The following is a 13,401-nucleotide window of genomic DNA, read 5'->3' as shown; positions in this document are numbered from 1 at the left end:
GTTGGGTGCCTTTTTTCATGCAGCTAGCCCACTTCTTTTCTCTAAGGAAACTCGTTACAATTCCGATCAGCGCTTTTGGGCGCAAATAGCGATACCCTGTTTCGTTAGACTCTGGCGCATTGAAAAAAGACCGAGCTCGGATACAAACTAATGTAATCCTGAACTCGGTCCATTGTTGATCTAATATTATTTGGATTTGGTCGCCGGGTGAACAACGGCAAGCATAACCATGCCTATTCCTTGCACCTCAAGCTGCTGCTGCTCCAGGGAGACTATATTCTCGCTGCCAAAGCGGACTTTCCACTCTCCGAGCTGTGGAAGCTCAAGGGTAATAAGTCCCGGGTTAGCATTATAGAGCACATAGAGGTGAAGATCCGGGTCCCCGCCAGCGTGATTGCGCAGCGTGTAGGCAATCGCATGATCCGGTGCCTGTTCAAAATGAAGATGCTCCCGAATCTCCTGAGCCGTTCTCAGGCGGAAGGCCGGGTGGGCCTGACGCAGCTTGATGAGGCTGCACATATACAGTACATCGCTCTGGTGATCGGCACAGCGCTGCCAGTCCATCTGATTGATCTCTATCGGAGATTTATAGCTGTTCTCTACGCCCTGCTTCGTGCGCATAAATTCCTGCCCGGCATGAATGAACGGGATGCCCTGGCTCGTCAACACCATCGCCGAGGCGAGTCGATGCATTCTACGCCGCTGTTCATCCGTCTCGCCCTCCGTTGAGAGCAGCAGCTTATCCCATAAAGTATGATTATCATGGCATTCTATATAATTAACCGTTTGATCCGGCTCAGTAGCATGCTGCGCAATGGAGTCGCCATACTGAATTCCACCGACGATTCCCCGCTTCACGCTTTCCTCGAAGCCGTCGCCGTGGCTGATGAAGCCTTTTCGATCATAGATGAAAATATTCCCCTTCACCGCATCGCGGAAACCATCGTTAAAATGTGCGATACGCGGCAGTATGGCGGCATTGCTCTGATTGGCACGCTGCGCCTCTGGCAGTACCGTATCCATAATCCAGCCTTCGCCAATCATCATAATCGAAGGGTCAATCTCATCCAGGCGACGTCTGATCTCATTCATCGTCACGATATCCATCAATCCCATCAGGTCAAAGCGGAAGCCATCCATATGATATTCCTTGGCCCAATAGACGATGGAATCGACGATAAACTTGGACATCATCGCCCGTTCGGAGGCGCATTCATTACCGCAGAAGCTACCGTTAGAGAATGTTCCGTCCGCTTTATAACGCAGATAGTAGCCAGGAACAAGCTTGGTGAAATTGACCTGATACCCGTCATACACATGATTGTACACGACGTCCATAATGACTCTTATGCCGCGGTCATGCAGCGCCTGGATCGTCTGCTTCAATTCCTTGATTCTCAGCCCAGGCGCATATGGATCAGTAGCATAGGAGCCCTCCGGAACATTATAGTTCTTCGGATCATAGCCCCAGTTATACTGCGGAAGCTCTGGCTTGGTCTCGTCTACGCTCTCCGTCGCATAATCGTATACCGGGAGCAGCTGGACATGGGTCACACCGAGCCCGGAAATATGGTCAAGTCCTGTCGGAATTCCGTCCGGCCCAGTCGTACCGTTCTCCGCTAACCCGAGGAATTTCCCCGGATACCTGCTTCCGCTCTGGGGATGGATCGAAAGATCCTTAACATGAAGCTCATAGATCACTGCATCCACCGGAGCAGCCAACGCAGGTCTGTCTTCGGTCCACTGCTGTGGCTCCGTGCTGCGCAGATCAAGCACAACTCCACGGTCGCCATTCACGCCCACAGCTCGGGCATAAGGATCGACCGCTTCATTCCATTGACTGCCAATCTTCACTCCATAGGTGTAGTACCAATGATTGCAGTCTTCATTTACAGTAAGCACCCAAGTACCTTGAATATCACGAATCATCGGCCGGCGCTCTACAAGCTCATCGTCCCAGCTATTATAAATCAGAACGCTAGCTTCGGAGGCTGTCGGAGCCCATAGTCTAAATACCGTCCGCTCCGGCGTGTAAGTGACCCCCAAGTCATCGCCATCGTAATAGAACATCTCGTCAAACTCCGCATCAAACACGGAAACGCCATCAGTCACGCTAAGATCCCCATAATCCGTAACCACATCTATTTCCTTCTGTACCGACACTGGCTTCACTCCTATCTCATGAAAATGTGAAAGTGTGAGCAAATCGAGAAAGGTCATATCAGATGCCAATGTATCATATGGCAACCATTCCCCAAAACGTTCCGCCACCCCACTGCCTGTCTAGTAGTTAGTAGTAATATGATGATCATAATCCGCGAACAAAGTTACCAGACAGGTTATCCAAAACACTGTATACCATGCATTCTAGCATCGTTTCTCACTTTGAGCAATCGTTTGCACATATGTGTTGCTAATCTGCCTTCTTCTCCATCATACCGCGAGCGATCCATACCCCTGCTGCTCCTGCCTGCGCCAGACCCCGAGTAATCCCTGCACCGTCTCCGCCGCAGAACAGACCGCTAATTTCGCTCTCAAGTGAAGCACTTAGCTTCGGGCGCGCAGAATAGAATTTCGCTTCTACTCCATAGAATAAGGTATGTTCTGAAGCGATTCCCGGCGTCACCTTATCCAGAGACTCGATCATTTCGATCAGACTCTTCATCGTAATATACGGCAGAACGAGACCCAAATCTCCCGGTACAGCCTCCTTCAGCGTGGGCTCCAGGAAGCCCTCGGAGATTCGGACTGCCGTCGATCTTCTCCCCCGCAGAATGTCACCGTACTTCTGTACAATCACTCCGCCATTGGATAGGTCATTCGCTCTTTGGCAAATTTCCCGGGCATATTCATTCGGCTTGTCGAAGGGCTCCGTGAATTTATGGGAGACCAGCAAGGCGAAGTTCGTATTCGCCGAGCCCAGCACCGGATCCTTATAGGCGTGACCATTCGCTGCCATGACACCGGTATGATTCTCCACGACGACATGGCCGGAGGGATTGCTGCAGAACGTGCGGACCCGAGTTCCCACGGAGGTATTGAAGATGAATTTGCCTTCGTAAAGATTTTCGTTAATTTCCCGCATCACAATGTCAGAAGTCTCAACACGCACACCGATATCTACTTGATTGTTGGTCATTTTCAACCTGCGCTTCTTCAATATATCCGACAGCCACACCGAGCCATCCCGGCCCGGAGCCAGCATAACGAACTCCGCCTCATGAATCTCGCCACTCTTCATCACAATGCCTTGTACCTGCTGCTGTCCATCCCGTTGCTCGGTAATAATATCCTCTACTTCGGCTTTGAATAGCATATCAACCCGCGGCTGCAAATACTCATAAATGGACTTCATAATCTCCAGGTTCTGCTCGGTACCCAAATGACGTACCTGGGCGCGGAGTAATTTCAAGCCAGCCGCATAGCCGCGCTGCTCAATTCTCTTAATCGCCTCTGTCGTCGGATCGGTGATCTCTGTTGTCGCTCCATGCTCCAGATTAATCTGATCTACGTATTTAATAAGCTCAAGCACCTTGGACGGAGGCAGATAGTCGGTTAACCAGCCGCCGAACTCCGTCGTAATGTTGAACTTCCCATCACTATATGCACCCGCCCCGCCAAACCCGGCTGTAATGGAGCATGCGGGCAGACAGCCCGCGAATTCCTTGCGTCCAGCCGCCGGCGGACAGAGCTTAATCTTCTCTTCCAGAATCGGACAACGGCGACGATAGATATCATTTCCTTTATCAACCAACAGCACCTTCCAATCCGGCACCTTCCTCGTTAGCTCATAACAAGCAAAAATACCAGCGGGTCCTGCTCCGACTACGATCACATCATATTTACTCATGTATGTCCCTCCTGAAGTTGAAAATAGCAAAAAAATCCCGAGCCTATGAATAGGTATGCAAAACATGCCTATCGTAGCCAGGATTTTACGGTTCCTTGTAGAGACCCTCAAACCATATCTCTGAGGTTATACGAATTAATGTGCAAAACATTCAGATTTTATCGACAATTCCAGTTTAACAAACCATACGAATAATTCAATAGAACTTTCAATATAATATTCGACTTTAACCGAATAATTCATTGAATATCGATTATAAATCTTAATAATTACGTCTGAACGCGAATATTTTATCTCATTCCACTAATAATTCATCATGTTAATTCGCTTTATATCATAGCGTATTATATAATATTGCTATGCATTCATTTTAATTATTTTATAGACAAGAGGAGTAGATGTAGAGAATGGACAGTGACAGGCTATTGGGTTTAAATTTGGTTATGGTGGCAATTCTAATCGCTTTGACGGCGTTTTTCGTAGCGGTAGAATTTGCGATCGTCCGTGTAAGAGAGAGCAGAGTGGATCAAATGATTCTGGAAGGCAACAAGAAGGCACTCGGCGTCAAACAGATCATTACCCATCTGGATGACTATCTGTCAGCCTGCCAGTTAGGGATCACTATTACAGCTCTCGGACTCGGTTGGTTAGGGGAACCGACGGTGGAAAGAATTTTGCGCCCTCTTTTCCATAGCCTCCAAATACCTGAAGCAATCAGCAAGGTACTTTCATTCGCTATCGCATTTGTCGTCGTCACTTATTTGCATGTTGTTGTCGGGGAACTGGCTCCCAAGACGATAGCGATCCGCAAGGCGGAGAGCGTGGCTATGCTTACAGCCAAACCATTAATCTGGTTCAACAAGATCATGCGGCCTTTTATCTGGGCGTTGAATGGGTCGGCCAATCAGCTCGTACGCCTGGTCGGCATTAAGCCTGCCTCAGAGCATGAGGAAGCCCACTCGGAGGAAGAATTGCAGATCATTATTAATGAGAGCTTCGAGAGTGGCAAGATCAATCAGAATGAGTACGGTTATGTGAACCGGATATTCGCTTTTGACAATTTATTAGCTAAGGAAATCATGGTACCTCGCACCGACATGGTATGTTTATATACAGAGAAATCCCGCCGGGAGAACCTGGATATCATCAAGGAACAGCAGTATACCCGCTTCCCGGTGGTTAGAGAGAATAAGGATAACATCATCGGCTTCATCAATACGAAGCAGTTCTTCCTGGCCTCCGAGGATAATCCCGAGCTGGATTTGGCCTCGATCCTCCAGCCCGCGATGGCAGTATCAGAGGTCATGCCGGTCAATGAGCTGCTGCAAAAGATGCAGCGCGAAGGCACCCATATGGCTATTCTGATCGATGAATACGGCGGAACGGCCGGATTGGTCACGATTGAAGATATTCTGGAAGAGATCGTAGGGGAAATCCGCGACGAATTTGACAGGGAAGAGGAACAACCGCTCGTTAAGCTCAATGATCATCACGTCATTGCGGACGGCAAGGTTACGATTAATCAAATCAATGACTTATTCATGTCTGATCTGAGTACAGAGGATGTAGATACCATCGGCGGATGGCTATTCGGAACGAATCCCGAAATGCAAATCGGAGAGATATTGGAGCATGAGGAGCTCACCTTCAAGCTGCTGGAGAAGGAACCTAACCGCTTCCGCAAGCTGGAGATCATCAAGCTGGTGCCCGAACAATCGAGAGTCTGACCTAAATATACTAAGAAATTCACTATCTATTTGGGCCGTCCCCCTGTCTCCTAAACAGGGGGACGGCCTTTGTCGTAAAATTATGGCCCCCTCCAAAGACTCTAATCCCCCGTCATACGCCCACCCTTTTACCGTACGGTCTGCATTACTGCTTATAATTACCATCATTGAGAACCACAACTATCCCCATCCACTTTCGTCCAATTAAGTAGCAAATAACGACAAGGTGATGAATAACATGACAACACAAAAAAGTGCACTCTTTCTTCTGCTGGCCGCGACCCTGCTCTATTCGACTCCCGTGCATGCGGAATCTGCAAGCGCGGCCTCAACGGTTGTGACCAGCCCTGTGAGCGATACATCGGCCAAGCCTGCAACCGGTTCGTTTTCCAGTCCAGTATCGGTTCACCTAGACGGACAACAACTACAGCTCGAGACCGAACCTATCTTGGTACACGGAACCGTACTCGTTCCGATGCGCGGATTGTTTGAAGCCCAAGGCGCTAAGCTGGCCTGGGAGGGAAGCAGCAAAACAGTCACGGCCACCAAAGGCGAGACCAAGTTGATTTACCGCATCGGAGATTCGGTTGCACAGTTGAACGGACAAGTCATAAATTTGACGGTCCCGGGGCGGATCGAGCAAGGATATTCGCTAGTCCCCTTACGCTTTGTCAGCGAAGCCCTCGGTAACTCAGTGAAATGGGAGGCGGATACCAAAACCGTTATAATCACTTCCACTTCGCCGATCAAGTACGAGACCAGCATTCTATGGGGCGTCAATCTGCGCACCGCACCGAATGCGGAGAGCCAGACTTCCGGGGACTCGCTTCCTGCCGGGGACAAGGTCCACGTCGTTCGTGAAGTCTCTCCATTCTGGCTCGAGGTACGCACAACCGATAACCGGTCCGGTTATATCTCGGCCAAACCCAAATATACCGACTACTCAAGTCCTGCCCTGCGGGAGAAACAGGCGAACGAGCTGCTCGCCTACGGTATGAAGTATCTGGGCACACCTTATGAATTTGGCGCCTCGTCGGAGCAGACACAAACGTTCGACTGCTCGTCGTTCGTCAAGCGTGTGTTCGCTGATATCCTATCGGTCGATCTGCCTCGGGTCTCTTACGACCAAGCCAAGGAAGGCAAAGAAGTCAGCCTGAATGAGCTCCGCAAAGGGGATCTGCTGTTCTTTGAATCACGAGGCTTGGAAATCGGCCATGTAGCCTTCTATGCGGGTAACGGTCAGCTGCTCCACACCTACTCTGTCAAATACGGTGTTCGTTTAGAGGATTTCTCCGACTCTTGGAAGAAACGATTTGTCACCGCACGGAGAGTATTTTAGAATAAGATAACGAAAAAATCGCCTATTTCCTGGAGCCCGCCGGCCGCTTCACAGGTTTTATCATTATAAATTCAACTTCCGTTTTATCTCAGCTACCTCTTCATCCTCCGGCTCCTGCTCCCCGTATCTAACTCGGTAATAAATAGCGATGAACGGCTCCATAGCCGTCCTTCGGGTTATCCGCCCTGAATTCACTGACTTCCTGCCCCGTGCCTGTTTGTCTTGCTCTTCGTCATACTGCTGCATATTGTGAACGGTCTCCCGCGGCGTCAGTCCGGGTTTAAATGGATAGCCTTCTTCCCGACCGGCCGAGATCAGGCGGCGATATAGATATCGCACCCGCTCCTGATTGCTGGTCATGTCTTCGTAGCGCTCCTGTCGGCGGCTCAAGCGGTTAAATGCCTTCCGCCAGTGACTCCATTTCTGCCTCGTCTCCTCCCAGGAGAAGATAGAGGTCTCTTCGTCATGGTAAGCCACATTCCCTTCGCCATGATCCCGCCTGCGCAGCAGCGCGAGCAAGCGCTCGATTCCACGCCTCCAGACTCCCCCTGCGTTCTTGTATAGCCAGTAGAGGACCAGACCAAGCAATACCGCTACCAAAGCTCCGCCAATAATATAGAAAATCACATTCAATATATGAGCTAGCAGTCCGGGCTCCTGAACTTCTCCGGGAAAGAGCATCGGCAGCGGCGCGGCCTCTTCAGGCTGTGGGGCCACCGGCTCTTCCGAGGGGCGCATGAACCAGGCGAAGATATATTTCACGATGCTCAGCAGCCTGCTGCCGATCCACCGTCCAGCCCCGGCGGCAAGCAGGATCACCAGGCCTAGTATAATCACGATGAAGATGGTATTATGCCGCCGCATTCCCTTAGGCAGAGGAGAAGAGGCATCTGACAAGGTACTGTAACGCAGATAATCATAATTAGTGATGAACAAGGCCAGTGCCAGGCAGCCGATACCAAGCCAAGTAATCAAAGGAAGCTGCGCACGTAATATATCTACTCGAGAAAAGACGATCCCCGCCACAAAATAAAGTGCGACGCCATACCAATACAGCTTGGCCTCCCCCGCCCGTTCAGCAGCAGTCATTCCCTGCAAGGCGAAGAGGACAGCGACCACCCCCACCAGCTGCAGCCACCCCGTAAGCCCGCTTGCTATGACAATAGCGGTGCAGCCTGCTCCGATCAGAATCGCAGCGGCAAGTTTTTTCCACAATACCGGAACATAATGTCGAACCGCCACCCCGAGAAAAGAAACGAGCGGCAGCAGCGCGATCCAGGCGAAAGATAAATATTGCGGCACCACAAACACAGCGCCAGCCACATATAGCGGCATCAGGATCACCAGCTCACCTAAGCAGGATAGGCATATTTTCATAGTTTTCGTTATGTAAGCGGAACCAGTATTTTTCAATAAATACCCTCCATCGCAGATGCTATCAGGTCGGCATCCAGATTCATGCTTCAACTTAAATCATAGCACAGTCTGCGAAAACATGACAAAGGACCCTGCCCCCAATCTCAGGGAAGGATCCCGCATCCTCAAATCGCTGTAATTCTGCTATAATCGAGACGATCCGGTATATGTACTAGCCCTCTCGTCTTCCTCATCATGTATTCATATCCAATCATCGCCCGCAGCCCTTCAGCAAGCGAATAGGAAGGCGACCATCCCAGCAGTTCCCGGGCTCTATCATTGCTCAGTACGCTTCGATCAATATCTCCCGGCCTCTGCGGCATGAACTGAAGAGAAATGCTGTGACCACATATATCCTGCAAAATATTCCCGATCTCTAGCAGCGAAATACCAGAACCACTGCTTATATTAATGATCTGCCGCGATCCGGCCTCAAGCGCCAACACGTTCGCTGCCGCTACATCTCTTACATAGACGAAATCTCTCGTCTGACAGCCGTCGCCATAGATCACCATCGGCAGTCCACCTGCCATCCGTTCAATGAAGGCCGTCAGCACACCGTCTTCGCCGGTTCTCCGCTCGCGTATTCCGTATACATTCGCATAGCGAAGGATTGTATAATCAAGATTATATTGATCTGAGAAGGATTGAATATAGCTCTCCGCCACCCATTTAGACATCCCGTAGAAGGACTGGGGATCAAGCTCGCTTTTCTCCACTATAGGGTAACTAACTGGATTCCCGTAGACCGCCGCCGAGGAGGCAAATATGATCTTTTTGACATGGTATCGAACACACATACGCAATACATTAATCGTCCCGAGAATATTGGTCTCCGCATCCCGATCAGGATTCTCGAAGGATTGTGCGACACTGACCTGGGCCGCGAGGTGGAGGCAATAGTCCGGCCTCTCCTCAGCGAAGATTCGCTCCAGCTCCTCTGCTCTAATATCGGTCTTATAGCATGTAACTGACTTGTCCCAGACCGGTTCATCCTGTTCACGCCGCTGATCAACAACGACCACCTGGCAACCTCTTTCAAGCAACTGGTTAACTGTGCAACGGCCAATAAAACCGGCACCTCCGGTAACTAACACCTTCATCTTTGTCTACTCTCCATTCTCCAATTTATCTGTTTAGACAATTTATGAATGAGAGATGTAAATTATGCGCTTAGCACATATTCATAGATATGAAAGGAGTTTCCCTCGTGACAGACCATCGAACGAAGCAAATAGCTCCCCCGGTGCGCTCGAAACCCTCGATACGTCCGGTTCATCCAGTACGTCGGACCCCACCGCAGTCCCGGTTCTTCCTCCGCCTGTTATTCTGGGTCTTCTTGGTCATGATGGCTCTGACCATCAAGCAGCCTTCTCCTTCAATGACGATCGATATTAAAGAGGCAGGTGCACAGGGAGATGGTCTGACTGATGATAGTGCCATATTCACGCAGGTTCTACATCAAGCAGCTGAGCGCAAAGGGTTAACACGAATTATCATCCCATCCGGAACCTATCGGCTATTGGTGAAGCATCCGCTGCAGCTGCACAGCAACGTCCGCCTCATTGGAAGGGACAAGCCCGTATTGAAATTTACGGTCGAACCGCCTAAATCCTCCGGGTATGAAACGATGATGATCTCGGGGCGTCATGTTCTTATTGATGGAGTGATCATTGACGGCGAAGATCGCTTCATTCGCGGCATTGGCATTCACCCGGGGTCTGCGAATGTGGCGATTACAAATTCAGTAATCCAAAATATGAGACAAGGCACCGATCCGGACAGTCCTCTCTATTCCGCCGTCGTCTCCGGCATTATGATCTATGGAGATACCGCAGACATCAGGATCACCTCGTCCCTGATCACCCGTATTCACGCGATGAACCAGCAGCCCGTCGCCCGGGGCATTATGGTCTGGAATGCCTCTGGTGCTTCGCCTGCCAAGCGCGTAATGATCTCCGACAATGAAATCTCATATATCTCTCCACGAGAGGACGCGGACGGAATCTTCTTCGATATTTCCTCTGCTCCTGCGGAGCTGTCCGACTCCATCATAGAGAACAATAGAATCCATCATAGCGCCAAAAGAGGCATCAAAATTTCTGCGCCCGGGGTGATAGTCCGCAACAACCATATTACCAACCCTTATTCAGGCGATAATCGTTACCAGACGGACATCAGCGAGCCTTTGCCCCAGGATATGTACTCCGCGATCTCGGTCTATGCAAGTCATGTCACGTTAATCGGCAATATCATTGATGGTACAGGAAGCTACTATGCCGCCATCGAAGCAGATTTTGAAGCGCTGCAGCATCTCGTGATTGAGAATAATAAAATTACTGGAGGGAATGACGTTGAAGCGCAGAAAATGACGACAGGAATACGGCTTGGCGCAGTCCGTCATTCCAGGATCCGTGACAATTGGATTCGGGATGTCAATACAGGCATCCGTGCTGAGGATGCCCAGGCGCTCAAGGGGATCTTGTCCGAGAATCATGTGAGCGAGCTTATGGAATAGCACAGCATCTGCCTTCCCAATCCAGGGAAGGCAGATGCCGGCTTTTGAGAGTCGTTGCATATTCGGGAGGTTTGAATGATTGGTGATGGATCGCCCTCCTCACGTTTACCAGCAAATCAACCTGCCGATTTCGGCATAAAGGCTACCCTAAAATTGCAACGAAACGGGGTAGAATAGGATGTGAGTTGTCGATGTGAATGGATGATTTTATTGGATGGAAATATTGATCGGGATCAAAATTTTCTCTTTACCCGCTGTAATGTTGTTGCCGATGCAGGTAATATTCTTCACCACATGTCCGCTTAAATACGTGGTCAGGTCTATACCCGTTCCCTTTCTCACCACGATGGAGTTATTCTGAATCAGCCCCTCATCCGCGTCCAACCACGTCCAGACCCCTCTCTCGCCATTGGAGATATTATTGTGCAATAGCTGAAAACCTCTGACATCTCCCAAACGGATTGCCGTAGTTCCCGCTATATTGCTCCGATCCCCCATACTAATATTGTTGCCCTGAATGACCAGATTCTCGATCACTTCGCTGATCCCTACCTCGATGGCGGCGTAGAAGCTGCCGATTCCGCTGATGATATTATTGGTGATCACGGTATTGTTGCCGAAGATGCTGATGGCGGAGAACATATCCGGGGCCAGCGTCCCCTTCTTCGTGGCTTGATAATAATTATTGTTCAAGAAGGGATTGTCGATCTGATTGCCTTGGATTTTGATCCCATGGGCGTAGATTTTGATCGCGCGCTTACAGCAATAAGCGAATCGATTGTTAGATATGATGCTGCCCGTATCCTCGCCCTGGTTATCATCTATCGCTGGATCTTCATAGTAGATGCCATCCCCGTCATCGGCTGGACTGATGTGATGGATATAGCAGCCTGAAATTTTAATATTCTTGCCTATGCGCTCCTGGCTGCCCCATGTGATAGTGACGAAGATTCCCCTGGCGATCAGCGTACCGTCTGACATATTAATGGCAGTAACATTCGAGACCTCCGTCTTTGAAATCAAAATATCACTTGTATCCCCATAAATAACGATACCGGATACGACCCCAGTATAGTAAGGACTATTGCTATCAGTACTATGCGTTGCGTTGGCGACCCAGCTATTGGCTATCGTTATATTCGAGCAGCCGTTGCCAATCACGAGCACCCGATTTACGCGATTATTTCCATCCAATGAGATATTGTTAATACTGAGGTTGCTACCGAGTATTCTGATCATTTCCCAACCAAATCCGTTAGATGCGGCCTTAATGACGGATGATTTGCCAGTACCCAGAATTGAAGTATTCTCACCTATCGACAGCGTTCTGGCTGGATTTACGATATACACCCCTGTGGGAAAATAAACCGTCTCCTTAAGCTGCTCCGCCTGCTGCAGTGCTCTCTCGATGGCCGCCGTATCATCCGTCCTTCCATCTCCCCGCGCTCCCGCTTTTTTTACGTCGATCATACTGATCTCCTCCCGATTTTGCATATTCATGAGCACTGGTGCAAATCGAGCCGCGAATATATCTTTAATTTTATTTAATAACGGGAGACCTCGAGGAACAATCGGCATCCGCCCTTCTGCTTGGCCTAACTATTGAGAAAAAACGCGATTTGTCTGTTTTGAGGCGTTACTACGGCCATGTTATGTCACTTTTCAGAGAAATTTGTACATTTCGTACTGTTGGATCGAGTCCTTTTGAAAACCCAGCCGCTGAAGAAATCCTTGCAATGCGTCATTGCTGGAGAATGAAATTTGCAGTCTAGTTAATGCCAACTCACGGATGGCCGTTGCAAGCAGCCTTCGAGCTATTCCTCTGTTCCGATAGTCCTCGTTCACGGTCAGCAGGCTGATTCGTCCTTGAGGAGTTATCGCCATAGCCGCGATAGATCTGCCATTCATCCTGACCCCGTAAAATAAATTCCGGTCTGACCAGGTGATATAGTCCAGATCATTCTGCCAGTTCAGATGGAAATCCCCCCGGTCCTGCAGCGCTTCGATAAATTGTTCCTTATCCAATTGTCCGATGGTTAACGCGCTATTCTGGATCGCATCTTGAAGCGGTGGTATTGCCAAGCCAGAGGCGGCATTCAACGTATAATAATTCAGATCATACCTCCGTTGATACCCGAGCTTGTTATAGAAGGCAATCGCCCGGTCATTCCCGACGATCACTTCCAGATATAGCTGGCGGCAGCCCTGCTGGACGGCCTCTTCCTGATGCAATGTGAACAATTCCCGGCTTACCCCCTGCCCGCGCAGATCGGGCTTCACAGCAAGCGTTCCGCAGCGCATCGTCTGCACTCCCTCGTACTGCTTCATCCCGCCAAGGATAAGTCCCACCGGCTCTTCACCGCGCATAGCCACAAAGGAATGCTCACGCGCATTCCCTTCCGGCCCGAAGAAATGGGCGGCGAACTGCTCCAGAGATAGCTCAAATTTGATCATATAGTCGATAAATCCAGCCTGAAAAGCAGAGAACAACACTTCCATATCCTGCTCTGTACCTCGATAATATTGAATCAAGTGGACTCCCCCTGGCAAT

General features: G+C 49.8%; 9 protein-coding genes and 1 riboswitch. Of the genes, 3 read left to right on the top strand and 6 right to left on the bottom strand.

The genetic code is table 11. From position 1 onward, the window contains the following. Positions 1-186 precede the first annotated feature (186 nt). Together pulA and BFJ94_RS21750 are read right to left on the bottom strand one after the other, a co-directional pair. Complete coding sequence (gene pulA, locus BFJ94_RS21755; RefSeq protein ID WP_120464513.1) at positions 187-2,163, bottom strand: type I pullulanase; 1,977 nt, start codon at positions 2,161-2,163, stop codon at positions 187-189. Positions 2,164-2,413: 250 nt separating this feature from the next. Then, the gene (locus BFJ94_RS21750) at positions 2,414-3,850 is read right to left on the bottom strand and encodes an NAD(P)/FAD-dependent oxidoreductase (RefSeq protein ID WP_120464512.1); all 1,437 of its coding nucleotides are present in this window, start codon (positions 3,848-3,850) and stop codon (positions 2,414-2,416) included. Between the two features lie 54 nt (positions 3,851-3,904). Next, positions 3,905-4,004, bottom strand: a riboswitch (purine riboswitch). 253 nt (positions 4,005-4,257) lie between these two features. Here BFJ94_RS21750 and BFJ94_RS21745 point away from each other — a divergent pair. Continuing rightward, complete coding sequence (locus tag BFJ94_RS21745; RefSeq protein WP_120464511.1) at positions 4,258-5,577, top strand: hemolysin family protein; 1,320 nt, start codon at positions 4,258-4,260, stop codon at positions 5,575-5,577. Between the two features lie 238 nt (positions 5,578-5,815). After that, positions 5,816-6,916 carry a C40 family peptidase gene (locus BFJ94_RS21740; RefSeq protein WP_120464510.1) on the top strand — a complete coding sequence of 367 codons (1,101 nt, stop codon included), beginning with the start codon at positions 5,816-5,818 and terminating at the stop codon, positions 6,914-6,916. A 63-nt stretch (positions 6,917-6,979) separates the two neighbouring features. Here BFJ94_RS21740 and BFJ94_RS21735 read toward each other — a convergent pair whose 3' ends face one another. After that, positions 6,980-8,329, bottom strand: a complete 1,350-nt coding sequence (locus tag BFJ94_RS21735; protein ID WP_120464509.1) for a DUF4129 domain-containing protein — start codon at positions 8,327-8,329, stop codon at positions 6,980-6,982. 128 nt (positions 8,330-8,457) lie between these two features. Next, positions 8,458-9,435: an NAD-dependent epimerase/dehydratase family protein gene (locus BFJ94_RS21730; protein ID WP_120464508.1), complete on the bottom strand. Its 978-nt coding sequence runs from the start codon at positions 9,433-9,435 to the stop codon at positions 8,458-8,460. A 107-nt stretch (positions 9,436-9,542) separates the two neighbouring features. Here BFJ94_RS21730 and BFJ94_RS21725 point away from each other — a divergent pair, with 107 nt between their 5' ends. Continuing rightward, a complete protein-coding gene (locus BFJ94_RS21725; RefSeq protein ID WP_162944370.1) occupies positions 9,543-10,850 on the top strand; it encodes a right-handed parallel beta-helix repeat-containing protein in 1,308 nt (435 codons plus the stop codon). 207 nt (positions 10,851-11,057) lie between these two features. Here the strand turns inward: BFJ94_RS21725 and BFJ94_RS21720 are convergent, their stop codons facing one another. Together BFJ94_RS21720 and BFJ94_RS21715 are read right to left on the bottom strand one after the other, a co-directional pair. Continuing rightward, complete coding sequence (locus BFJ94_RS21720; protein WP_162944369.1) at positions 11,058-12,320, bottom strand: glycosyl hydrolase family 28-related protein; 1,263 nt, start codon at positions 12,318-12,320, stop codon at positions 11,058-11,060. A 192-nt stretch (positions 12,321-12,512) separates the two neighbouring features. Beyond that, positions 12,513-13,382, bottom strand: coding sequence for a GNAT family N-acetyltransferase (locus BFJ94_RS21715; protein WP_120464505.1), 870 nt, complete (start codon positions 13,380-13,382; stop codon positions 12,513-12,515). Positions 13,383-13,401: the final 19 nt, after the last annotated feature.

This window comes from Paenibacillus aceti, assembly GCF_003614185.1.
Lineage (GTDB): Bacteria > Bacillota > Bacilli > Paenibacillales > Paenibacillaceae > Fontibacillus > Fontibacillus aceti.
Note: the sequence above shows the minus strand (reverse complement) of the source record. Positions and strands in the feature narration are given on the sequence as shown.

Bases quoted from the DNA above. Each gene is read 5' to 3' on its own strand.
- BFJ94_RS21750 (WP_120464512.1), bottom strand. From the start codon at position 3,850: ATGAGTAAATATGATGTGATCGTAGTCGGAGCAGGACCCGCTGGTATT.
- BFJ94_RS21745 (WP_120464511.1), top strand. From the start codon at position 4,258: ATGGACAGTGACAGGCTATTGGGTTTAAATTTGGTTATGGTGGCAATT.
- BFJ94_RS21740 (WP_120464510.1), top strand. From the start codon at position 5,816: ATGACAACACAAAAAAGTGCACTCTTTCTTCTGCTGGCCGCGACCCTG.
- BFJ94_RS21730 (WP_120464508.1), bottom strand. From the start codon at position 9,435: ATGAAGGTGTTAGTTACCGGAGGTGCCGGTTTTATTGGCCGTTGCACA.
- BFJ94_RS21720 (WP_162944369.1), bottom strand. From the start codon at position 12,320: ATGATCGACGTAAAAAAAGCGGGAGCGCGGGGAGATGGAAGGACGGAT.